The 22629-nt window shown below is 56.3% G+C and carries 21 protein-coding genes and 1 pseudogene; 8 read left to right on the top strand and 14 right to left on the bottom strand.

Going from position 1 to position 22629, the window contains the following annotated elements; genetic code table 11:
- Positions 1-23: 23 nt before the first annotated feature.
- Complete coding sequence (locus tag ACZ1HE_RS21345; protein ID WP_472624085.1) at positions 24-122, bottom strand: hypothetical protein; 99 nt, start codon at positions 120-122, stop codon at positions 24-26.
- A gap of 196 nt (positions 123-318) precedes the next feature.
- Here ACZ1HE_RS21345 and ACZ1HE_RS21340 point away from each other — a divergent pair, with 196 nt between their 5' ends.
- The 5 genes from ACZ1HE_RS21340 to ACZ1HE_RS21320 all read left to right on the top strand — a co-directional run bounded on the left by ACZ1HE_RS21340 (position 319) and on the right by ACZ1HE_RS21320 (position 3819).
- Complete coding sequence (locus ACZ1HE_RS21340; protein ID WP_472624083.1) at positions 319-1041, top strand: competence/damage-inducible protein A; 723 nt, start codon at positions 319-321, stop codon at positions 1039-1041.
- Complete coding sequence (locus tag ACZ1HE_RS21335) at positions 1038-1748, top strand: GNAT family N-acetyltransferase (protein ID WP_472624081.1); 711 nt, start codon at positions 1038-1040, stop codon at positions 1746-1748. Before ACZ1HE_RS21340 ends, ACZ1HE_RS21335 begins: the two co-directional genes overlap by 4 nt.
- Before the next feature lie 15 nt (positions 1749-1763).
- Positions 1764-2336 carry a peroxidase-related enzyme gene (locus tag ACZ1HE_RS21330; RefSeq protein WP_472624079.1) on the top strand — a complete coding sequence of 191 codons (573 nt, stop codon included), beginning with the start codon at positions 1764-1766 and terminating at the stop codon, positions 2334-2336.
- Entirely contained in the window at positions 2333-3241 is a 909-nt protein-coding gene (locus ACZ1HE_RS21325) for an OmpA family protein (RefSeq protein WP_472624077.1), read from the top strand. Before ACZ1HE_RS21330 ends, ACZ1HE_RS21325 begins: the two co-directional genes overlap by 4 nt.
- 89 nt (positions 3242-3330) lie before the next feature.
- Positions 3331-3819: an MSMEG_1061 family FMN-dependent PPOX-type flavoprotein gene (locus ACZ1HE_RS21320; RefSeq protein ID WP_472624075.1), complete on the top strand. Its 489-nt coding sequence runs from the start codon at positions 3331-3333 to the stop codon at positions 3817-3819.
- Between the two features lie 223 nt (positions 3820-4042).
- Here ACZ1HE_RS21320 and ACZ1HE_RS21315 read toward each other — a convergent pair whose 3' ends face one another.
- The 6 genes from ACZ1HE_RS21315 to ACZ1HE_RS21290 form a co-directional block, all read right to left on the bottom strand.
- A complete protein-coding gene (locus ACZ1HE_RS21315) occupies positions 4043-4948 on the bottom strand; it encodes a LysR family transcriptional regulator (RefSeq protein WP_472624073.1) in 906 nt (301 codons plus the stop codon).
- A 257-nt stretch (positions 4949-5205) separates the two neighbouring features.
- A complete protein-coding gene (locus ACZ1HE_RS21310; protein WP_472624071.1) occupies positions 5206-6543 on the bottom strand; it encodes a S41 family peptidase in 1338 nt (445 codons plus the stop codon).
- A 6-nt stretch (positions 6544-6549) separates the two neighbouring features.
- Entirely contained in the window at positions 6550-7653 is a 1104-nt protein-coding gene (locus ACZ1HE_RS21305; protein WP_472624589.1) for a murein hydrolase activator EnvC family protein, read from the bottom strand.
- A gap of 25 nt (positions 7654-7678) precedes the next feature.
- Positions 7679-9196 (bottom strand): 2,3-bisphosphoglycerate-independent phosphoglycerate mutase, encoded by a 1518-nt coding sequence (gpmI, locus tag ACZ1HE_RS21300; RefSeq protein ID WP_472624069.1) that lies wholly within the window; start codon positions 9194-9196, stop codon positions 7679-7681.
- 179 nt (positions 9197-9375) lie between these two features.
- Positions 9376-10413 carry a linear amide C-N hydrolase gene (locus ACZ1HE_RS21295; RefSeq protein ID WP_472624067.1) on the bottom strand — a complete coding sequence of 346 codons (1038 nt, stop codon included), beginning with the start codon at positions 10411-10413 and terminating at the stop codon, positions 9376-9378.
- Between the two features lie 114 nt (positions 10414-10527).
- Positions 10528-13485, bottom strand: coding sequence for an error-prone DNA polymerase (locus tag ACZ1HE_RS21290; protein WP_472624065.1), 2958 nt, complete (start codon positions 13483-13485; stop codon positions 10528-10530).
- A gap of 119 nt (positions 13486-13604) precedes the next feature.
- On the opposite strand from ACZ1HE_RS21290, the gene ACZ1HE_RS21285 reads away from it, so the two are divergent.
- Positions 13605-14069: a DUF1203 domain-containing protein gene (locus ACZ1HE_RS21285; protein ID WP_472624063.1), complete on the top strand. Its 465-nt coding sequence runs from the start codon at positions 13605-13607 to the stop codon at positions 14067-14069.
- Here ACZ1HE_RS21285 and ACZ1HE_RS21280 read toward each other — a convergent pair.
- Positions 14066-14995 (bottom strand): ABC transporter ATP-binding protein, encoded by a 930-nt coding sequence (locus ACZ1HE_RS21280; protein ID WP_472624061.1) that lies wholly within the window; start codon positions 14993-14995, stop codon positions 14066-14068. The genes ACZ1HE_RS21285 and ACZ1HE_RS21280 overlap by 4 nt on opposite strands.
- An 89-nt stretch (positions 14996-15084) precedes the next feature.
- Between ACZ1HE_RS21280 and ACZ1HE_RS21275 the strand changes: the two genes are divergently transcribed.
- Positions 15085-15264 (top strand): zinc-finger domain-containing protein, encoded by a 180-nt coding sequence (locus tag ACZ1HE_RS21275; protein ID WP_472624059.1) that lies wholly within the window; start codon positions 15085-15087, stop codon positions 15262-15264.
- A 216-nt stretch (positions 15265-15480) separates the two neighbouring features.
- Positions 15481-15828, top strand: a pseudogene (locus ACZ1HE_RS21270) (transposase); the annotation flags it as partial.
- A gap of 152 nt (positions 15829-15980) precedes the next feature.
- Here ACZ1HE_RS21270 and ACZ1HE_RS21265 read toward each other — a convergent pair.
- The 6 genes from ACZ1HE_RS21265 to ACZ1HE_RS21240 form a co-directional block, all read right to left on the bottom strand.
- Positions 15981-16601: a hypothetical protein gene (locus tag ACZ1HE_RS21265; protein WP_472624057.1), complete on the bottom strand. Its 621-nt coding sequence runs from the start codon at positions 16599-16601 to the stop codon at positions 15981-15983.
- On the bottom strand, positions 16556-17056 hold the full coding sequence (locus ACZ1HE_RS21260) for a hypothetical protein (protein WP_472624055.1): 501 nt from the start codon (positions 17054-17056) through the stop codon (positions 16556-16558). The genes ACZ1HE_RS21265 and ACZ1HE_RS21260 overlap by 46 nt, the downstream gene beginning before the upstream one ends.
- Positions 17057-17433: 377 nt before the next feature.
- On the bottom strand, positions 17434-19008 hold the full coding sequence (locus ACZ1HE_RS21255) for an arylsulfatase (RefSeq protein ID WP_472624053.1): 1575 nt from the start codon (positions 19006-19008) through the stop codon (positions 17434-17436).
- Between the two features lie 27 nt (positions 19009-19035).
- Positions 19036-19434 (bottom strand): response regulator, encoded by a 399-nt coding sequence (locus ACZ1HE_RS21250; protein WP_472624051.1) that lies wholly within the window; start codon positions 19432-19434, stop codon positions 19036-19038.
- 106 nt (positions 19435-19540) lie between these two features.
- Complete coding sequence (locus ACZ1HE_RS21245) at positions 19541-20149, bottom strand: response regulator transcription factor (RefSeq protein ID WP_472624049.1); 609 nt, start codon at positions 20147-20149, stop codon at positions 19541-19543.
- Positions 20142-21899 carry a two-component system sensor histidine kinase NtrB gene (locus ACZ1HE_RS21240; RefSeq protein WP_472624047.1) on the bottom strand — a complete coding sequence of 586 codons (1758 nt, stop codon included), beginning with the start codon at positions 21897-21899 and terminating at the stop codon, positions 20142-20144. Before ACZ1HE_RS21240 ends, ACZ1HE_RS21245 begins: the two co-directional genes overlap by 8 nt.
- Between the last annotated feature and the right edge of the window lie 730 nt (positions 21900-22629).

Here is a 22629-nt window from a genome sequence, read left to right as displayed (position 1 = left end):
CCCCGCCCGTGGGAAAAGAGGGATCAGGCCACCCCGGCCATGACACCCCCGTCGACGTTCGAGATTGCTCCGGTCACCCAAGTCGCCTGGCCCGGAAGCAGGAGCACAACCGTTTTGGCCACATCCTGTGCCTGATCGATGCGACCGATGGGGTGGAATCTGTCGACCCATCCGTCAGCGTTGGTTCGATCTTATCAAGGGCACGATATGGCTCTTTTCGAACTGATATCTGCGACACCTGCGCCTTAGGGCGCTTTCTGCCTTGCGGGGCAGGGCAGGACAGATATCTTGCAATCGCGTTTCACAGGAGGCCGACCCATGTCGAACCCAAAGGCTGCCATGCTTGTCATCGGGGATGAGATCCTTTCGGGGCGAACCCGGGATGCCAACATGTTTCACCTGGCAGGGGAACTGACGAAACACGGTATCGACCTGTGCGAGGTCCGCATTGTCAGCGACGATGCAACTGCCATTGAACAGGCGGTCAGGGCGCTGTCGGCAGCCAATGACCATGTGTTCACCAGCGGCGGCATCGGCCCTACGCATGACGATATCACCGCCGACTGCATCGCGCGGGCCTTTGGTAAACATATCGATGTGCGACCTGACGCGCGGGCGCTGCTCGAAGCGCACTATAAGGCGACGGGGCTGGAATTGAACGAGGCCCGCCTACGCATGGCGCGTATTCCTGATGACGCCGTTCTGATCGAAAACCCGGTCTCGACCGCGCCCGGATTTACCTTGGAGAATGTCCACGTAATGGCAGGTGTTCCGAGCGTATTCCGCGCCATGGTGGCCAGCATCCTGCCCACTTTGACCGGTGGAGCACCGCTTTTGTCGCAAACCCTGCGGGTCAATCGTGGCGAGGGCGACATCGCCTCGACCCTGTCGACTTTGGCCGAGGATTTCGCGGATCTGTCGATTGGCTGTTATCCGTTTCAAAAGGATGGCGTGTTCGGCGCGAATGTCGTGGTGCGCGGAACTGACGGAGCACTCATAGACGCCGCCGTTACCCGTCTGGCGCGGGAGCTGGAGCTATGAGCGTGAACTGGTTTGACGTCATCGACCAGACCTGGCCAGCTGCTGCCCGTCACGTGGTTGGGCCCTTTATCTTGCGTGAAGGGCAGGGCGGTGGCAGTCGCGTCTCGGCGGCCACGGCCGATGGCCCAGTCACCGAAGCTGAGATTGAAACCGTTGAGGCCGCGATGCGCGACCTTGGGCAAAAACAGATATTCATGATCCGCCCCGGGGACGAGGCATTGGACGCGCAATTGGACGCGCGCGGATATCAGGTTGTTGATGCTGTCACGATCTATTCCTGTCCGGTGGAACAGTTGACCGATTTGGCGATTCCTCGGGTCACCGTCTTCACCATCTGGGAGCCCCTGGCGATCATGCGCGAGATCTGGGCCGCCGGTGGCATCGGACCAGCGCGGCTTGCAGTAATGGAGCGCGCCAAAGGCCCCAAGACGGGCATCCTGATGCGCTACAATGACAAGCCCGGTGGGGCTGCCTATGCCGCGATACATAACGATGTAGCCATGGTCCACGCCGTCGAGATCGTGCCGTTCCAGCGCAAACAGGGACTTGGCAAATGGGCGATGCGTGGCGTGGCCTTCTGGGCTTTGAAAAACGGCGCTGACACTTTGAGTGTTATGTGCACAGATGCGAATGAAGGGGCCAATGCGCTCTATCGTTCGCTGGGAATGCAACCGGTCAGCGCCTATCATTACCGCCATCTTGTCTAGGGGAGAGAGACAAACGTGACCAAAGACACCCAACCCACCGCCTTGGACCTGCCCATGGTCGACCCGCTGCCCGAAGAGACGCAGCGCTATTTTGACATCTGTGTGGAAAAGCTGGGCATGGTGCCCAACGTGCTAAAGGCCAACGCCTTTGATATCGACAAGCTGAACGCCTTTACCAATATGTATAACGACCTGATGCTGGCCCCCAGCGGGCTAAGCAAGCTGGAACGCGAGATGGTCGCCGTTGTGGTCTCGTCAATCAACAAGTGCTTCTATTGCCTGGTTGCTCATGGCGCGGCTGTGCGGCAGCTGTCGGGCGATCCTAAACTGGGTGAGATGCTGGTGATGAACTACCGTGTCGCGCCTCTGGATGCGCGCCAGCGGGCGATGTTGGATTTTGCCGAAAAGGTCACCACCGCAAGCGCCAAAACAGAAGAGGCCGACCGCCAGGTGTTGCGCGATGTCGGGCTTTCTGATCGCGATATTTGGGATTTGGCCAATGTGATCGGGTTCTTCAACATGTCCAATCGCGTGGCCAGCGCCACTGCCATGGTGCCCAACGATGAGTATCACAGTCAGTTCAGATGATCCGAACCCTTGCTCTCTGCGCCGCATTCGCGGCATTGCCTGCCGCGGCGCAGGAGTTGAACTTACCGCCCGAAGCCCGTCAGTTGACAGATCGGGATTATCCTTTGGATAGTTACGAATTACCGATTGCAGTTTGGAACGGTTCCGAGGTACCGGCAAAAAAGTTCGAGGGGCGCGTCACAAAGAGAACGTGGCGATCTGGAGTTGGCTCCAAGACGACACTTCAAGTGTTTTCATCGTTGCGGGATCAGGTATCTGACCATGGCTACGATATTGTGCTGGACTGCGTCGATGAAACTTGTGGCGGTTTTGACTTTCGTTTTGGCACCGAAGTGGTCCCATCACCGGACATGTATGTGTCGCTGAGAGACTATAGGTTTTTGTCGGCTGTTCGAGGGCAGGAAGCACTAAGCATTTTGGTGAGCCGCAACCCACCAGACGCATATCTGCAGATAATATCAGTCGTGCCGGTCGATGTGGGGCCTGCTCTGGCCCCTCAAAACTCAACTCGTCTAGGTGTTCCGGAGACCGACCCGATCAATATCTTGGAGCAGTATGGTCATACCGTGCTGAATGATCTTGAGTTTGAGACTGGTTCCGATGCACTGGGCATTGGCCCGTATACGTCCCTTGCTGATCTGGCAGCATGGATGAAAACGGATGACACTCGGCGAGTGGCGCTGGTCGGGCACACTGACAACATAGGGCAATTGGAAAAAAATGTTTCCCTCAGCAAACGGCGAGCTGATGCGGTGAAGAACAGGCTTGTGGAAGAGTTTGATGTGTCCGCAGACAGGTTGGAGACTGGGGGTGTCGGATATCTTTCACCTCTGACCTCGAACGAAACGCCAGAAGGGCGTGAAGCAAATCGACGGGTTGAGGCGGTGTGGTTGTCAAATCGATAGAGCATTAAATCGGAAACTCCTGACCACATAGCCAATGCACGCACCAAATTGATTTGAGAGATTGTGAAACCTAATTACGGAGTAGATTTTTGACACCTGAAAGGCTCAGAGAGGTATACGGTGACGCATCTCCGCATGCGGCTGCAAAAGTTGTTTTTCATTTTGATCACCACTGCCGAGACTTTATTTCACACGCGTCCTTCTTAATTTTGGCGACCTCGGATGGAACAAATCTTGACGTCTCTCCAAAGGGTGACCCGGCGGGCTTTGTCAAAGTTGAATCTGATAAAACGCTTTTGATTCCGGACCGTCCCGGAAACAATCGAATTGATGGGCTTATGAACATTCTGACCCATCCCAAGGTTGCTTTGTTGTTCATGATCCCTTCGGTGTCCGAGACACTGCGTGTAAATGGCGTTGCAGAAATCCTTGAAGACCCTGTCCTTTGCGATCAGTTCCAGGTGAACGGTCGAAGCCCCAAGACAGTACTTCGTGTCAAAGCCGAAGAGATTTTCACGCATTGTGGCAAGGCACCAATGCGTTCAGGTCTTTGGAAACCGGATACATGGCTAGGCTGAACGTCCTGTCGCGACGCTTTATGAAATGGTGCGGGATCACTCAGAAATGGACGTTGTTTCGACAGAGCAGTCTTATACAGAACAGCGCTACCGGGACACATTGTACTGACAACTGACCGACAGATTTTTGGCGGTAATGACGCGAATGCTCATACGAAAAGGCCCCGAGCGCACAAGTCGCTCGGGGCACAGTTGGCTTGCCAAGGGAAGCAAACAGAAGAACTTACCAGTCCAGCGGACCTTTTTCAGAGAAGGCGTGAACCAAAAAGTCGATAAAGGCCCGCACTTTGGGTTGGGTAAAGCGTCCGGGCGGATAAACGGCATAAATGCCTTGTGTCTCGATCGGCAGCGATGGCATGGCATCTTCGATCAGGCCCTGTTCCATCGCGTCTGAATACAGATAGCTGGGCAGATAGGCGATGCCGAGACCACTGATTGCCGCGTTGAGCAGTGATTGACCGTCATTCACGCTTAGCCAGCCAGCGGTGCGGACTTGACGCTTTTCGCCGGACGGGGCTGTCAATTTCCAAACATTGCCGCTGGATTGGTTCGAGTAGTGCAGCAGTTTGTGTTCATTTAGATCGTCGATCTTTTGGGGGCGCCCATACTTCTCGAAGTATTCCGGGCTGGCAATCATGCGCTTGTTGGTTTCGGTCAACTTTCGGGCGCGCAGTGTGCTGTCTTCCAACTCACCGATGCGTACTGCCATGTCAAACCCTTCCGAGATCAACTCGACATAGCGGTTGTTGAGCACCATGTTCACCGTGATGTCCGGGAAATCAGACAGGAACTCGGAAAGAACGGGCGACAGGTGATTGACGCCAAAATCCGTTGCGACGCTGATCCGCAAAAGACCGGATGGCGCGGATTGCATGGATGTCACAAGTGCGTCTGCTTCTCCGGCGTCATTCAGAACACGGCGAGCGCGATCATAGTAGGCCAGTCCGATTTCGGTAGGTGAGACACGGCGTGTGGTACGATTAAGTAAGCGTGCACCCAAACGGGCCTCGAGGCTCGAGACATGTTTTGATACGGCAGACTTTGAAATGCCCATTTTTTTGGCGGCATCGGTGAAGCCGCCCTGATCCACCACATTGGCAAAGGCTTCCATTTCTGTCAGTCGATCCATGCTCGGTCCCTCGGCTTATACGTCGTTTCAAGGAACGGTTATGCTGACCAATCTGGGCGAGATCGGGGCAGAGGTGGGATAATATCAGGGTTTTGTCTGGGATCGTTTGCGTCCGCGAAACGACGAAACAATCGTTTCCAGATAAAAACTACGCCTTGGATTGTCACATCCAATTACACTGGCAAAACAGAAATGGCACCCCAGTCTTGAAACCGGGGTGCCATTTGAAGCGTGTGTGTCAGTAAGCTTGAAGCGTGTTACTCTTTTTCAGGCACCAAAGCTGACAATCCTTTGAGAATGTCGATCGCATACGCCAATTGATAGTCTTCCTCGCGCAACTCAGCGGCTGCCTCGGCTTTAGCTCGATCCTCTTCGATCTGGCGAATCTCATCCTCGGACAGGCTGTCGTTATTCAGGCTTCCACGCAGATCGGCTTCGGACCGTGACGGGCGACCATTGTCTTCGTCTTCATCGTTTGATGCAGTTCGACGTGGTTGTTCGACCACAATGTCCGGAGATACGCCCAAAGCCTGAATTGATCGCCCTGACGGTGTGTAATACCGCGCAGTTGTCAATCGCATGGCCCCGTCACCGCGCAATGGCATCACGGTCTGTACCGAACCTTTGCCGAAACTCTTGGTGCCTACGACAATGGCGCGGCGGTGATCCTGCAGAGCGCCAGCGACAATTTCTGACGCGGAAGCCGAGCCACTGTTGATCAGGACAACGATTGGTTTGCCCTGTGCCAGATCGCCGTCTTCGGCGTTGAAACGCTCTCCATCAGCCGGGTCGCGGCCACGGGTCGAGACAATTTCCCCTTCATTCAAGAACGCGTCGGACACTTTGATCGCCTGGGTCAGCAAACCACCTGGGTTGTTTCTCAGGTCAAGAACGATGCCATTGACACTATCGATTCCGCCAGCTTCCTCGATCTGCTCTTCCAGCCCGGATTTCAGGTTCGGGAAAGTCTGATCGTTAAACGTGGTCACGCGCAATACGACGCTTGTACCTTCGGTCCGAGCGCGCACCGCTGTCAGCTTGATGGTGTCGCGAATGATCGAGACATCAAAAGGTTCCTGCTCGCCTTCACGCACGACTGTGATAATGATTTCGGATCCAACTGGGCCACGCATCAATTCGACGGCCTTGTCCAAAGTCAGCCCCAGCAAGCTTTCCCCGTCAACGTGAGTGATGAAATCCCCGGCTTCTACACCCGCTTCGTCCGCCGGTGTCCCGTCGATAGGAGAAACGACTTTTACAAAGCCTTCTTCCTGAGTGACCTCAATCCCCAGCCCGCCAAACTCTCCACGTGTTTGTACGCGCATCTGCGCAGCATCTTCGGGGGAGAGATAACTGGAATGCGGATCCAGTGATGTCAGCATGCCATCGATGGCCGCCTCAATCAGTTCACCCTCATCGACCTCTTCGACATATTGCGCGCGAATGCGTTCGAAAATGTCACCGAACAGATCGAGCTGTTCATAGACGCTGGCGTTACTTTTGGCTTCTTGCGCCACAAGCGGGCCTGCGATCTGGGTGGTCGCGACAATCCCTGCCAACGTGCCGCCCAGAGCGGCCATCACGAATTTCTTCATGTGTGTTTATCCATCCTTGTCGGTTCGGAACCACTCATCGGGGTCCACCGGGCTCCCGCCCTCTCTGACTTCTATATAGAGCGTTTCTGTGCGGTCAGTTCCAGTGCCATCACCGCTTAGTGACAAGATTGCTCCAATTTCAGGCGCCGCACCGCCCATCAAGCCCACTGGAGCGCCTTCGGGAAGGACTTGCCCGGTCTTTCCATAGACCTCTTGAAGGCCGGACAAGACAAACAAGGTGTCCACCTGAGGTTCAAGTATGACGACGTTCCCCAGATCCAGCAAAGGACCCAAGTAGCGAATAGTTGCTGACGTTGGTGTTGTGACCAGAGCGCGCGGACGCGTGGCTATGATGATACCGTCTCGCTTGATCCCGGCAGCGTCCTTTTCACCAGCGCGTCGCAAGATCAGCCCCTGCACGGGAAGATCAATTTCACCTTTTCTCTCTGTGATGTTGCCGACAGAGGCCGCTATTTCCCCGTCAGCGATCTTAGAAAGGCCACTTGCAAACCCGCCCAAGGTCTCAGTCGATGAGATCAAGATCGCCGTTCTAACCGGATCTTCGGTAAAACGTTGAGGTAAATCTGTTCGGTTTGCGATGGCCTGACTGAGTTCCGAGCGTGCTTTTTGCACCCCGGCCAATCCGAATTCCAGTTTTTGTGCAGCGTCTTGCTGCAGCGCACGCAGTACGGAAACTTCTTCCAGATCTCGCGCCAAGCTTTGTGCCCGCGCATTCAGGCCGGGCGTGACCTCGGCAAGCATCATCGCGGATCGGGCGGCGCCCATAGGGCCTGCGGGATGCAACAAAAGCATTGGGGGCTCCGATGTCTCGATCGTTTGCAAAACCCCAAGCAGTTGCGAAATTTCGCCTTCTCGCGCCCGGAGTTGAGCCGCCAATTGGCCTTCGCGGGTCGATGCGCGCCTCAGGCCTTCTCGCATCGCGGTCAGCCCGGCTTCATAGGCCTGAACCGTTGCGGTCAAGGCCCGGACGCGATCTCGCGCGCCGGTGGCTTCTTCAAGGGCAATGCTGGCCTGTTCCAACTGACTTGACGCGCTACGGGCTGCTTCGGCGGGATCGGATTCGGCACCTGCCGTTCCCCCCAGAGCAATAATCCCAATAGTGTTGCACGCAATGTCATGCCAGTAGGCTTTCCCCAGTCATCTCGGGCGGCTTCGGCAGCCCCATCAGTTCCAGAACCGTCGGGGCCAAATCACTCAGCCGCCCGTCGCGCAGCTTAGCGCCATCCGGCCCGCCGACAAGGGCCACAGGAACCGGGTTCAGCGTATGAGCCGTATGTGGCCCGCCAGTGACCGGGTCGAACATCTTCTCGCAGTTGCCGTGGTCAGCGGTCACAATCATCGCCCCGCCTGCCTTGTTCAGCGCCTGGATCACTTGGGCTAGCCCCTGGTCCACCGCTTCACACGCTTTTATCGCGGCATCCAGATCACCGGTATGCCCGACCATATCCGGATTGGCATAGTTGGTGACGATCAGGTCGTAGCCCGCCTCAATCGCCTCGACGAATTTCCCAGTCACCTCAGCCGAGGACATTTCGGGCTGAAGATCATATGTCGCGACTTTGGGCGACTTGGGCATGTAACGGTCTTCACCTTCCTCGGGCACCTCCTTGCCTCCGTTCAAGAAGAAGGTGACATGGGGGTACTTCTCTGTCTCAGCCAAGCGAAATTGCCGCTTGCCTTGTTTGGCAATCCAAGCGCCCAGAGTGTTGACGATTTCAGCCTTGGGATAGGCTGTGGTCATGTAGGTGTTGTGGTCGTCCGAGTATTCGACCATGCCCAACAGGGCTGCCAGCTTAGGCCGATTGCCGGTGTCAAATCCGTCGAAATCGGGCTTGCCGATGGCGGCTAGAATCTCACGGGCTCTGTCGGCGCGGAAGTTAAGGCAAAATAGGCCATCACCATCTTGAACACCCTCATAACCATCGAGCACGGTCGGCACGATGAATTCATCAGTCTCAGACTGGTTGTAGGCGCGTGTCACGGCGTCATGGGCGGTTGCAGTTTCGCGCCCCTCGGCCTGGATCATGGCGCCATATGCTTCGGACACGCGCTCCCACCTGTTGTCACGGTCCATAGCAAAGTAGCGACCGCAAACGGTAACGATCTTGGCTCCTTCGGGCAGTTTTTCTTCCAACTCACCTATATAGGTATAGGCCGATTTCGGAGCGACATCGCGGCCGTCGGTGATCGCATGCAGTGCCACCGGCACCCCGGCACGCGTGATTGCCAGCGCGGCTGCCACGATATGATCCAGATGCCCGTGGACGCCACCGTCCGACACCAACCCCATCATGTGTGCGGTGCCGCCGGTTTTCTTCATCTTTGCGATGAACTCTAGCAGCGCGGCGTTTTTGAAAAAGGAACCGTCTTCGATCGCCAGATCAATCTGGCCCAGATCCATCGCCACGACACGGCCTGCGCCAATGTTGGTGTGCCCAACTTCGGAGTTTCCCATCTGCCCGCTCGGTAGCCCTGCGTCCGGGCCGTGCGTGATCAGTTGTGCATGTGGACCATCTGCCATGATCGCATCAAATGTCGGGGTGTTGGCCAGATAGGGTGCGTTTGCCTCGGTGTCCTCAGAAAGCCCCCATCCATCAAGGATGCACAGGACGACTGGCTTGGGGGCGGTCATGTTGGATCTCCGGCTGCTGCTCTTGCGGGCCTTCTAGCCGCTGCGTGCGCAGGGGTGAACCGCCTTTAGCGCAATCAGTGACCATAGGGACCAAAAACACGTCGAACACATGCCAAGCAGTCACCGGACCAAAGGATCGGGCAGAGGTTTCGCCCCCGCACCGATCCGTGACCTAAGCCTTATTCATTCAGGAACTTGAATGGTTCAGACGGTTCAAAACTGGCCGAGACCTCTCCGGCGAGTGTTGGCTTGAGACCCAGTTCAAGCTTTTGCGAGGCTGCGCCGTCGGACAAATCCAGTTTGTCGATATCGACCCAGAACAACGCAGGGTTAAAGACGCTTTCATAATAGTAGCGGCCTTCGGACCCATCAGCGACCGTCCGCCAGATTGTGGATGCGATGTTGGGGCGTTCCGGATCTTCGACGCCGTAGGGTACCGAAATTCCGCGCGCCAACGAGAACACGGCTGCCAGAGCATCATGATGATCATCGAACTTCGGCGTTGCGTTCAGGTTCCAGCTGATCCGTGCGAACCGATCCGATGCCCGATGGGTCCCGGGCAGAAAAGCCAACCCGCCGACGCTGTCCCAATAGGTGGTGATTGCAATCTGCTCGTCAAATGGCGGCGAGTTCGTCATCACTGTGTGTTCGGACCCGTGATGGATCACCAGTTTGCCATCCAGGTATTCAAAGATGGCGCTGTCGCCGGTGTTGTCAGACAGGGCCAGATGCCCGCCCGCAGGTTTTCCGTTGGGCAGCTCTGGAGCAATGACGGCAAAAGGTTCAGCCTCAAGCGCGGCGACGGCCTCGGCCACGGTTGCATAATTGTCCAGCGCATATTGCAGCCACGCGCCGATCGACAACAACGGTTTGCCGCTGGCTTGGGCGTCACCGTAGTCGGCTTCGGCCAGATAGAGCACATTGCCCACCAGGCCTGCTTCGTTCATGCCGTCGACCGAGGCGATGTCATAAATCGTGGATACGACGGAACCGTATTTCGACGTCCATTCAATGGAACCCTCCCCCACGCCGCCATCCCGCTGCATGCCTTTGGGAAAAGCCCACATATCGGTTGAGGTGTCTTCGAACCAATCCAGTGTCCGGCCAACGATGTAATCACCCTTGCCGGTCTCATAGAGCAGCCGGGTGCAGGCATCGGCCGCTCCCGCCAGCAAAGCAACGCTTGCAGTTGTGGCAATCAGATTTCTCATGATCATGGGAACATCCTTTGGTTAAGCCAGTATCCGATTTCGGGAACTGTCGGGAACTGTAGGTTTCGCGCGTGTCCTGACGGCAGATATTCACGATTTCAGCTGCGGTAAGGGCTCAGGTCAAGACTTTGGATGTGACGCAGCGGCAGGTTTTGCCGGTCTCTTTTGCACCTCGCGCACCTGGGCCGCTCCGGGCGTCAAAAGATGCCGCAACAACCCCACCGGGTGCGCCTTGAGGCTGAGGCGCATGGCAACGTAATCCTCGACTACCTGCTCGCCCAAGGTCATCTCGGGCAGATGGGCGGTAGGTTCATCCAGCGCCTCGCCTTCCATATCCAGGGCAAAGAGCGGCAGTGGCTTGGCCGTCTTGATTGCCTTGGCCTGCCACAGCGCCTCGCGTCGGTTCAGACCGCAGGCGGCAAAAACATCTGCCTCGGCCAGCCGCTCGATCACCGAAGGCGGTAAACCAGCCCGGCGCCACACGTCGTCCACCGCTTGATACCCATTGCCCCGCGCCGCTGTGAGCCAGCTGGCGTCTTCCTCGCTCAGCCCCTTGATCTGACGGAACCCCAGCCGCAACGCCAGCCCGCCGCGCCCATCGGGTTCCATCACGTTGTCCCAATAGCTGGTGTTGATGCAGACCGGGCGCACCGGCACGCCATGCTCGCGCGCGTCCCGCACGATCTGAGCGGGCGCATAAAACCCCATCGGCTGAGAATTCAGCAAGGCACAGGCAAAGATGCCGGGATGGTGGCATTTGATCCAAGCGCTCGCATAGACCAGCAGAGCAAAACTGGCGGCGTGACTTTCGGGAAAGCCGTAAGAGCCGAAGCCTTCGATCTGGGAAAAACAGCGTTCCGCGAAATCCTGTTCATAGCCGTTGCGCTTCATCCCGCGCAGGAACAGCGTGCGAAACTCGCTAACCGAGCCGTGTTTCTTGAACGTCGCCAGCGACCGGCGCAGGCGGTCGGCCTGTTCGGGGGTGAACCCTGCCCCCACGATGGCGATCTGCATCGCCTGTTCCTGAAACAGTGGCACGCCCAGCGTCTTGCCCAGCACCTCGCCCAGCGCGTCTGAGGGAAAGCTGACGTCTTCTTCGCCATTGCGACGCCGGATATAGGGGTGAACCATGTCGCCCTGGATGGGACCGGGGCGGATGATGGCGACCTCGATCACCAGATCATAGAAATTACGCGGCCGCATGCGCGGCAGAAAGTTCATTTGCGCCCGGCTTTCCACCTGAAACACACCGATGCTGTCGGCATCGCACAGCATGTCATAGACGCGGGGGTCTTCGGGCGGCAAGGTAGCCAGCGCGTACTGTGTGCCGTGGTGCTGCCCGATCAAATCGAACGCCTTGCGGATGCAGGTGAGCATGCCAAGGCTGAGGACGTCGACCTTGAGGATACCAAGGCTGTCGATATCGTCCTTGTCCCAGCAAATGACCGTGCGGTCCTCCATCGTGGCGTTTTCGATGGGGACAAGCTCGTCCAGCCGCCCCTCGGTCACGATAAAGCCGCCGACGTGCTGGCTCAGATGTCGGGGGAAACCCACGATTTCATAGACCAGCGCCATGGTCTGTTGCAGGCGGCGGTCGGTGGGGTCGAGGCCGATCTCGCGCATGCGCTGCGCCTCGAGCCCGTCGGCCGAGAAAAAGCCCCAGAGCTGTGAGGCGAGGCCCGAGATGGTATCCTCGGTCAGGCCCATAGCGCGGCCCACCTCGCGGATGGCGCGTTTGCCGCGATAGTGGATCACTGTGGCGCAGAGGCCCGCGCGGTGGCGGCCATAGCGTTCATAGATCCACTGGATCACCTCTTCGCGGCGTTCATGTTCGAAATCAACGTCGATGTCGGGTGGCTCGTCCCGCGCCTCGGACACGAAACGTTCAAACACCATCGTGCCCATTTCGGGACTGACCGAGGTGATGCCGAGACAAAAACAGACCACCGAATTGGCCGCTGACCCGCGCCCCTGACACAGGATGTCGCGCGAGCGGGCGAAATGCACGATGTCCCGGACGGTCAGGAAATAGGGCTCGTATTTCAACTTGCCTATGAGGGCGAGTTCATGGGCCATCATGTTTTGCACCTTTTCGGATGCCCCTGCCGGATAACGCCATTTCAGCCCCTCATGCGCCAAACGGTGCAGCCGTTTGGTCGGGGTCTCGTTCTCGCTCACCTCGCTAGGGTATTCATAACGCAGCTCATCAAGAGAGAAGGTAATGGTTTGGGCCAGATCCCCGGCGCGGGCGACCGCACCTTCGTGGCCTTTGAAGAGGCGGAGCATTTCCGTTTCAGAGCGCAGGCGCTGCTCTCCGTTGGCAAGTGCGGCGCGGCCTAGATCCTCGACCTTGCAGCGCAGGCGGATGGCGCTGAGTACATCGGCCAGTTTGCGGCGGGCGCCGTGGTGCATACGTGGCGCGGCGCTGGCAATCGTGGGGATGCCAAGCGCGCGGGCCTGAGCCTCGATCTGCGTGAAGCGATCCCTGTCGGCCCCATCGTAGGCAGGGGCGAGCAGCATGTGCATGCGCCCCTCAAAGCGGCGCGTCAACCGGTCCGCCCGTGGCCCCCATTCACCCGCACCGCGTCGATCTGTGGTCGCTTGTGGCCACAGCAGCAGGTGGAGGCCGTCGGCAAAATCCTCAAGGTCCGACAGATGGAGAATGCAGTCGCCCTTGTCCGCCCTGAGCCGTCCGGTGGACAAGATCCTGCACAGGTTGCCCCAACCCTGTCGGTTTTGTGGCAGCACGGTCATCGCAGGTGCATCAGTAAAGATCAGCCGCGCCGCTGGGATCAGACGCGGCACCGCATAGACCGGATAAGATGTAGGCCGCGCGATGTGATCGGGGCAGGGTGGCCCGATGGGGGTGTTCAGCTCTTCCCACGTCCGACGCTCGCGCACCTTGCGCGCGATCTCGCGCGCCTGGGTGTGCGCCCGCACGATTCCGGCCACCGAATTGTCATCCGCAATCGCGATCTGCTCGAGCCCCAGCGTCACCGCACGCTCCATGTACTCCTCAGGGTGGGAGGCCCCGGTGAGGAAGGTGAAATTCGACGTGATCGATAGTTCGGCAAACATGAGACTCACAATTATATTCACGTTTTGTTCTTTTTCGAGTCGAAACCGCATTGCGCAGGAAACGGGTCGTTTCAGGCCCCGCATCTTGGGCAGGTTAGATCCAGAAAAGGAGACATCCCATGCTCACAATCGAAGCCTTGCCCACCACCGAAGTCCGGGCCTATCAAGCCGGTGCCCACGACGCCTATGGCAACCCACCAGAACGCGCCATTTCTACTGGGCCGGGCAATCCATGCCGCCACTGTCTGTGCAACATACCCGAAGGCATGCCGATGCTGATCCTAGCGCATCGTCCCTTTGAGGGAGTGCACCCTTACGCCGAAACGGGACCGATATTCTTGTGCGCAAACGCCTGCGAGAGATACTCAGGTGACGGTGTGCCAGAAATTCTAACCACCTCCCCCGACTATCTGATCAAAGGGTATGGTGCAGACGACAGGATCGTTTATGGCACCGGTGCCGTGGAACCTGCCGACCAAATAACAAACGCTGCTGCCCGCATCTTTGTGCGCCCTGACGTGGCTTACATTCACGTCCGATCTTCGCGCAACAATTGCTATCAGGCGCGAATTAACCGCGCTTAACGAGACGACGTCAGGGCCAGAAAGACATCCTCAAGATCGGCCTCTTCGGTTTTGACGTCGCGAATGCGGATACCGGCCCCACGGACCGCTTCGAGCACCTGTTCGGCGTTGGTCTGTTGGCTGTGATAGGACATCACCACCGCACCATCGTCGCGCAGGGCGGCTTCGATCCCCGGGGCTTTGGGGAGCTGCAGGACGGGCGCATCCGGGAGTATGACCATGGTGCGCGCGTCCAGCCGACCCAATAGACTGGCGGTGCTATCCTGTACGATCTTTTCACCCCGGTTGATAATCGCGATCTGGTCGCACATCTCTTGTGCCTCTTCCAGGTAATGAGTGGTCAGGATAATGGTCATCCCCTGCTGGTTCAGCTTCCTCACATTCGCCCAGAGCATCTGGCGCAGCTCAATGTCCACACCTGCGGTCGGCTCGTCCAACACCAGCACATGCGGGTGGTGCACCAACGCCTTGCCCAATAAGAGCCTTCGACGCATGCCGCCAGACAGCGTTCGGGCATAGGCCTCAGCCTTGTCTGACAGGCCCACCATCTCCAGGATCTCATCGCTGCGGCGTTGCGCTTTTGGTACTCCGTAGAGTCCAGCCTGAACTTCCAAAGCGCCTCGCGGGGTAAAGAAGGGATCAAGGTTCAGCTCTTGTGGCATCACTCCGATGGAAGCCCGCGACTGCCGCGGATTGGCATCCTGATCAAAGCCCCAGATCGTCACCTGGCCCGCGGATTTGACCACCAGACCGGCCAGAATGTTAATCAGGGTCGATTTACCCGCCCCGTTTGGCCCCAGCAGGCCAAAGACAGACCCGCGTGGCACAACCAGGTCAATCCCCTTGAGAGCTTGCTTTTCGGGCTCTCCACGCCCGCCTCGATAGGTTTTCTTCAGACCTTCGATTCGGATTGCATCCTGGGTCATCTGCCGCACTTGCCCCTGCTCGGTTGATCGCTCATAAAAGCAGCTAACCCATGCCCGCGAGGCCTACAACTCCAGAAGGATCGCCAGCGATGACTATCGAAGCGCCGGAAACCAAAATTGTCGAATCCAGTCGCGTCGCCTGTGACGGCGGTGAAGGAGCTTTGGGTCATCCCCGGGTGTGGCTGCAAATCCCCGAGGATCAGGGTTGGGTGGAATGCCCCTATTGCGATTGCAGGTACATCCTCAAGCAGGCAGCATCAAACGCATGACAGATTTTGCCCGCCGTTAGGGTTTGGCTGTGTCAAACCATCGGTATTTTGGGTGATTGGTCCGATGGACGTGAAACGGGATTATTTTGCTCTTTTGACTTGGTATTTTGCCACAAAGGAGCGGCATCAAATCGTGATAGCTCCAAGGAGCCAGTGCCTTGAGAACGCGCCAGTGACTTGAAAGTGTTTGAATCCTACCCCATCAGGGCACAGTGATCAGTCACTGCTGACGCGGCATACGATACCCGCAAATGCCATGATGCGATTGCCAACCGTGGCGCTCACGCCATCATTCCACCACGCAAGAATGCCAAACCTTGGAAGCCCACGAGTGCTGGAGCTGCCGCCAGAAACGAAGCGGTCAGCACATCACGATACCTGGGCCGCGCGCTCTGGCAACGGTGGAGTGGATACCACCGCTGAAGCCGCGTTGAGACTAAGATGCATTGTATGAAGCTGATGGGCCAATCGCTTATGGCTCGTGACTTTGACCGGCAGGTCGCGGAGATCCCGATCCGCATCGCCATACTCAACCGCTATACTGCGCTTGGCATACCTGTCACAATCCGCCCGGGGGGCAAGTCTGCGTATCATCCGGTCTGTGCAACAAAGCCGCACAAGCAGGGAGGGCAGCCATTTGCCGTTATCTTCCCCAGTGACAATGAATCTCTGTCGGACCGGTTCATAGTGATCCATAGCCGATGGGACAGAGAGGGTTACTGAGGCACGATTTCACCCAAGCCTCGCCCATAGAACTTGAATGCGTTGTGGAGTTTGTGAGCCGGAATATCCTCAAACTCCAAGTCAGAGATTTGGACACGCCCCAAGACGCCAGTTTCTGCGCTTGGCGCTCCGGGAAGAAACACAACCGCATCTCCGGTTTCTGCGTTCTCTTCGATAAGGATCGCATATCGCTTTAGTCCCCCTGACATGACCGAGACAACTTTTTTGGAAGATGCATGCGGCTCTTCAGAAAACACGCTGGCAATCCGAGAGCGAAGCATTTCGTACCCAGGGATCAGCTGCTCTAGGAACTGATCCGCCTTTGAAGAAACCCCGGAAACCGCTGCGTGTCGGGCCGCAAGTCCGGCCAGGAAGCAGGCAAGAATGATCAGTACGACCGCAAGAACCAACGCGAGGGAAATTCCCCAGTAATCATCTTTCGGAAAGAGGGAAGCGATGGGATCAACAATCACGAGTGAAAGAAGCAGAACTTCATGTAGGACGAGAAGCAGGATGCCGAATGGGATGAGGAACAGAACTCCACCTAATACAGTTGTCTTAAGCATGGTTATCCTTTCGGAAACAGGAGCTGCACGGTGAAACCGACTTGCCATTTAGGCGCGCTGGCAGGCCTTTCAACATTGTAATATGCTTCGGCTCGCAGATTGACTGGTTGATTTCCCCACTTGGTGATCTTGCCAACACCACCGCCCAATGGCAGCAGCAATCGGTCGCCTGACGGAGCTTCCCAGTCGTATGTGATCACCATGTCGCTGATCAGATACCAGCCATTGTCGAGATTGTAATTGATAAAGGGCTCGATCAAAGTTTGGTTCACATCTCGTCTTGAGCTATCACCGGCAAAAGACCAGAGATGACGAACGAGCCCTCCCCAAGTACCCCAGCCAGGCTGGTTTAAAGCGACAGCGGAAAAACCAGCGCTCCATTTCCCGCTGCCCAGCCTGTCGTCCGTCGCGCTGTCCGCAGTGATGGATGGCCCCGCGCCCCAGATCCAACCATTGACAGGCTTCACCGGGCTGAAAAACAGCGTGTAGTTGATGTCGCCCAACCCGGTAACCCGACCCGGCTGGGTCGGGTTGCCGATCCCTGGGTTTCCAGGAAGCCCAGCTACCCCCCGGGGCATCGTAGAGAGGAATGATGAACCGCGAAACGAGGTTCCAATCGCCTACAGTAACCGGGATCACCGGTTGAATGGTCATCGAGTTGGCCTTGCCGTTCGGTGCGCCATTGTCGAAGGTGAATTTGAATGGAACGCTGATCAGGGAACTAATTGGGTTTTGAACAGCGGCGCCTAAATCGGATTGGGCGGACGCCGCCGAAGAAAACCCAAAGATCCATACCAGTGCTATAACAGATTTACGAAGCATAGCGCCTCCGAGGTCTAGGAGGCAGCCAGATTTTCCAGCCGCCAAAAAGTTGCGATTTTCAGTTGGCTGCGCCTTGTGACATCGCTGCTATCGCGTCTTCGACGTTGAATTTTGCGGGCTTCTGACGCGGCGGGAATTCGGCAAGAGTCTTAAGGAACTCCTGCACGATGACCTGGCTTGGCACCAAAGTATACAATTGCCGAATGCGCCAGTTGTCATACCCGTTTGCATTCAAATCTGCCCGTTCCCAGGGGTCCATGCGCAAGTTGAAGATTTTGGGCAAGCGCAGGGATACAAACGGTTCACCCCAAAGAGCGAATTTCTTCGCACGCTGCTCCATGAAAACCATCTTCCAGTCGTTTCGGCGCAACCCAACCAACTGACCACCATCGTTCCAGTAGAAAAACTCTTCGCGCCCAGACTTGTCAGATTCACCGGTGAGAAGCGGCATCAGATTGAAGCCATCCAGATGGACCTTGTACTCCATCCCGCTAACCTCGTGCCCCTTCATTAGCTTATCTTTAATGTCAGGTTCTCCGGCTGCAGCCATCAATGTTGGCACCCAATCAAGATGTGCTGCCATCTCGATAGTTTTTTGGCCTTCTGGTATCACTCCGGGCCAACGAACACCGGCAGGTACTCGATAGCCACCTTCCCAGTTTGTGTTCTTCTCACCTCGAAACGGCGTATTGCCCCCGTCTGGCCAACCATTGAAATGTGGACCATTATCAGTGGTGTAGACCACTATTGTGTCTTTGGCGATTTCCAGCTCATCCAGCAAATCCAAAAGTTGCCCGACTTGGCCATCGTGCTCGACCATGCCATCGGCATAGAGCCCTTTGCCAGTCACACCTTGGCTGTCTTCGCTCAGATGCGTCCACAGATGCATCCGAGATGTATTTACCCAAGCGAACCAAGGCGTGTTAGATTCTTCATTGCGTTTGATGAAGTCGACGGTCCGATCGACAAACTCTTGATCCGCTGTTTCCATACGTTTTCGGGTTAGCGGGCCAGTGTCGGTACATTCTTGCCGACCGATAGGCCCAAATCTGGGATCTTCTTCGGAGCCTTCAACGTCCGTTGCCTTACAGTCCAAGACGCCGCGTGGACCAAACTCAGCTTTGAATGCTGGGTCCTTGGGATAGAGATACTCTTCGGGTTCCTCTTCTGCGTTCAAGTGGTAGAGGTTTCCATAAAACTCGTCAAAGCCATGTACCGTTGGCAAATATTCGTTTCGGTCTCCAAGGTGGTTTTTACCAAATTGGCCCGTCGCGTATCCATGAGGTTTCAATAAAGTTGCGAGCGTCGGATCTTCCTTCTGAAGCCCAAGGCTTGCGCCAGGTAAACCTACTTTGAGTAGTCCGGTTCTGATTGGAGACTGACCAGTTATTGCCGCTGATCGTCCCGCCGTACAGCTTTGTTCGGCGTAGTAGTCTATGAACTTCATTCCACCGTTGATGATGCGGTCGATGTTCGGCGTTTCATACCCGACAATACCATCGCCATGTGCACTGACATTTGTCGGCCCGACGTCGTCAGACATGATAAATAGTATGTTTGGTTTCTCCTGTGCTGCCGCAGCCCCACAAGTCAGGGAAAATGCAATAGCACCAAGTGCTGAAGTAATGCGCATAGATAAGATCCTCCTATCTTCTAAGTTTTATTTTTGTCTAACCGTTGTGCTGATTGCTTCGGACAGTGCGGTTTCGATGGAGCCAAACAGCTCATCCGCTTCAAATGGTTTTCTAAGGCAGGGTGTTGCCCCTGCCTGATCCGCTGCAAGAAGTGTGCTTGTGTCATCCGTTGCCGACATAAAGACGACGGGTGCTGTTTCGCCCCGGTCCCGAAAAACACCAGCGATCTCTAGACCGCGTTCGCCATTCAGTATTATGTCGACAAGAACGCAGCTCCGCGCGGGCAATGGGAGCCGTGCATAAAGGTCACTCAACCGACCAGCGCCTGTTGCCTCGAACCCGCCAGCGCGAATCAGGCGGCAGACGGCAGCCAGAAAGCTGGAATCGTCATCCACAACAAAGACGTGACCACGAGACCGAGACACAAATTGATCCTCCTGGCACTACTCTGCCAGCGTTTCGATCACCCGGATATTGTACTAAAGGGAATCTCGGCTCGGTTTTTTGGGATGCAATGACCGAAATGCGCGGTCAGTTTAGCTCAAGTTCTGCGGCCAAACTGTAAATATCTGCGATGCTATCCGCTTTGAGGCGTTCCATGATAGCGTGACGATGCGCCTTTACCGTTCGTTCGCCGACCCCTAGCCTATGGGCGATCTCCTTGTTTGTCGCCCCAGTGACCAGAACTCGGAAGACGTCTCGCTGTCTTTCAGTTAGAGACGCGAATAGCTCTTTTGCAGATACTTGTTCACTATGCTTGAGACGTAACTCTGTTCCCTTTTGTAAAGCAGTACTAATCGCCCGCTCCAAATCAGCGTATTCAACAGGCTTTTCCAGAAAGGTCACGGCGCCGTTTTGCATGGCCTGAACAGTCGCCGTGATTGTGGCGTGACCGCTTATGAAAACAATCGGAACCGGAACCCCCGCAAGCATGTCCTGCACATCCAGCCCGGATACCTCGGGCATCCGCAGATCAAGAAGCAGGCAATCTCCGTGTCCTGCACGGATATGCTGTGCAGCTTTCCTGGCGTCGCCAAATGCCACAGGCTCGTAGCCCATCAGGCCAACCTGTCGGGACAAGGCTTTCAATACCGAGGGGTCATCATCAACCAATATGATTTCTGGCTTGAAATCAGGCACGTAACTTTTTGACCTCGGTTATGAAATTAGGCAACTCCACGATAAACCCTGCACCACCCAACCTGCTTTTTCCGGCGTTTACAGTGCCGCCATGACGTTCGACGATCCGCTTGGAAACCGCCAAGCCAATACCTGTGCCAGTTGCTTTCGTCGTAACAAACGGATCAAAAACCATGTTCTGTAGTTCAGGGGGCAAGCCGGGTCCGGTATCCTCTACCCGGATCTTCAGGTCGCGCTCGCCGGTTCGTTCCCATGTCACTGAGACCTTTCCAGACTCTTCACCACTACTGATTGCCTGAATGGCATTGAGCAGTAAGTTCATCAGCACCTGCTGGATCTCCAATTTGGCTCCTTCCACCGGGTAAACGCTGTCTGCATTAGGCAATGCGATGCTGATCCCCTTTCTTTGAGCCTCACCGGACACCATGTCCACAACTTCGGCGGCGGCTTCGCCCAGGTCAAAGGTTTCGACACTCGGCGCCTGATTGAACATGAAACCTCGCACACGGTGCATGAGGTCCTTGGCCCGCTGAGAGTCCGCGAAAATGTCGCCGAGAATCTCATCCGTTTCGTCGGGCTGTATTCCGGTTCTGTTGCGCAGTATTTGCAGGGTCTGCGCGTTACTAAGAATGGCCGCGATTGGCTGGCTGAGTTCGTGGGCCAGAGAGGATGAGAGTTCACCAAGCGCGACCGCACGGGTGAGCCGTTCAATCTCTTGCCGTGTTTTTCTGCTTTCATCCTCGGCTATCAACAGGTCTGTTACGTCCTGCCCGAACGAAATGAAGCCATCAGGGTCCCCGCCTTCTGTCGTCAGCGCTACGCTAAACCAGACAATCTCGCGGGTTTCGCCTTTCGCCGAGTTCAATGGGCGCGGTTTCCGGGCCCGGGTGGTCCAGTTTTGGGTTGATGTCGCAAGACTTTGCACTTCGGTTTTATGCTCGCCAGGAACCAAGCTTGCGACTGTCATACCCACGAGGCTTTCGAGGCTTCTGCCGCTGATCTTTTCCAGGAAAGGATTCACATAGGCGATGTGTCCTTTGGCATCGACCCGGATCACGGCTAGGTCGACATTTTCCGTCAGAGCATTCCATCTCTGCCGCTCTTTCAGGAGGACGGCGTTCAGTCTTACTGAAAGGGCCACATCATCGGCGAGATCCAGTGCCAGCGAGAAACAAATAGCCACGAACACCAAGGATACAATGAAAGGCGTTTGCACGATGCCCGCATCCACCAAAGGTGTGTGTACACCGGCAATGACAATGAAGAACAGGATCGAACCGCCTGTGCGGAGCGCCTGCCGCCTGTGGCCAAGCCTGAAAGCTGCCACGGTCGCATCAACCACAAAGACTGTGATCGCAAGGCTGGCTAGATCGGCGATAATCTTGAACGGATGGAATTCCCCAGACACCACACCGTAGGCCTCACCCCAGGGTGTAGAGAGATACTCAACATGCTCCACAGAAGAAAAGGTGAGGTTGCCCGGACTGATGACACTGGCAACGGCGCAAACGCCCCACGTCACGGATATGGCCCATGCCAGCCATTTACGGCCCGACTGAAGGCGGAAATGCACGAACCAAACCATCGAGGTCAGCATGGCCGCTATTGCGATATTCTGTATTTCAAGCCGGGCTTGAATAGCTTCAGTAGACGGTTGCCCGAGAAACCCGGCCTCGCAGATCGCGACAATCCCCGCGGAGAACGCCATCAAGGAGGCCAACAGAAACTCTGGTCCGGACTTCAGTCGCATCCAGACCACCATTTGCATTCCCCCTAAAAGCAGGCCCATAGCTGCCGCCATTGAGTACAAATAACTGATTGCTCACCCTCCAGATGCTTGAGTGGAGCTTATTCAAGTCAGCTGCATTCGCAAAGGGGCTCTCGAACCAACGCGCGCAAGACCTTGGCTAGAAAAGAATAAATCCGAACAGAGGCAAATGCTCCGGATATCGGAGCAGACATTTGATAACAGAGTTCGAGCGGTCGCAAACGGTTGTCCCAGAGACTTTGAAAAGTATACTAACTGCGCATAGCAGCCATTGGTTGAGAACGCAGCGAATGACCTGAAGCCGCCCTTGGTGCCCAATGGCCATGTCCACTATGTGCTGCTGCCAGCCATTCGCGCAAACCGCTGAGAACAGCAGTTCTGAACCCTTATTGACCGATGCTGCGGTTTGCATATTTTGGTAATGAGGGCGGGCTTCGGACCTTAGCTGCAACCACGAGGTGTTAAGGCCTGCGCTACCGAAGCAGACATCCAAAATGCACAAAATTTCAGGTCATCTCTGCGCTGCCGCAAGTCAACTATGAGTCGGTGCTGCCGCAGTTAGATCGGCTCAATTCCGCAAGCGCATTGGACCGCACCGAGACCAAATCGGAAGTAACCCTTGGTTGACCGATTTTTGAGGTGTTTCCTTGTAAATGAACACTCGTCAATTGAAGGTATAGGTATACCCGATGTACGGGCCGGTTTGTTTGAC

It is taken from the genome of Falsiruegeria sp. JB4-1, assembly GCF_055693495.1.
Note: the sequence above shows the minus strand (reverse complement) of the source record. Positions and strands in the feature narration are given on the sequence as shown.

Bases quoted from the DNA above. Each gene is read 5' to 3' on its own strand.
- ACZ1HE_RS21340 (WP_472624083.1), top strand. From the start codon at position 319: ATGTCGAACCCAAAGGCTGCCATGCTTGTCATCGGGGATGAGATCCTT.
- ACZ1HE_RS21335 (WP_472624081.1), top strand. From the start codon at position 1,038: ATGAGCGTGAACTGGTTTGACGTCATCGACCAGACCTGGCCAGCTGCT.
- ACZ1HE_RS21325 (WP_472624077.1), top strand. From the start codon at position 2,333: ATGATCCGAACCCTTGCTCTCTGCGCCGCATTCGCGGCATTGCCTGCC.
- ACZ1HE_RS21315 (WP_472624073.1), bottom strand. From the start codon at position 4,948: ATGGATCGACTGACAGAAATGGAAGCCTTTGCCAATGTGGTGGATCAG.
- ACZ1HE_RS21310 (WP_472624071.1), bottom strand. From the start codon at position 6,543: ATGAAGAAATTCGTGATGGCCGCTCTGGGCGGCACGTTGGCAGGGATT.
- gpmI (WP_472624069.1), bottom strand. From the start codon at position 9,196: ATGACCGCCCCCAAGCCAGTCGTCCTGTGCATCCTTGATGGATGGGGG.
- ACZ1HE_RS21295 (WP_472624067.1), bottom strand. From the start codon at position 10,413: ATGATCATGAGAAATCTGATTGCCACAACTGCAAGCGTTGCTTTGCTG.
- ACZ1HE_RS21290 (WP_472624065.1), bottom strand. From the start codon at position 13,485: ATGTTTGCCGAACTATCGATCACGTCGAATTTCACCTTCCTCACCGGG.
- ACZ1HE_RS21285 (WP_472624063.1), top strand. From the start codon at position 13,605: ATGCTCACAATCGAAGCCTTGCCCACCACCGAAGTCCGGGCCTATCAA.
- ACZ1HE_RS21280 (WP_472624061.1), bottom strand. From the start codon at position 14,995: ATGACCCAGGATGCAATCCGAATCGAAGGTCTGAAGAAAACCTATCGA.
- ACZ1HE_RS21275 (WP_472624059.1), top strand. From the start codon at position 15,085: ATGACTATCGAAGCGCCGGAAACCAAAATTGTCGAATCCAGTCGCGTC.
- ACZ1HE_RS21265 (WP_472624057.1), bottom strand. From the start codon at position 16,601: ATGGCAAGTCGGTTTCACCGTGCAGCTCCTGTTTCCGAAAGGATAACC.
- ACZ1HE_RS21255 (WP_472624053.1), bottom strand. From the start codon at position 19,008: ATGCGCATTACTTCAGCACTTGGTGCTATTGCATTTTCCCTGACTTGT.
- ACZ1HE_RS21240 (WP_472624047.1), bottom strand. From the start codon at position 21,899: ATGCGACTGAAGTCCGGACCAGAGTTTCTGTTGGCCTCCTTGATGGCG.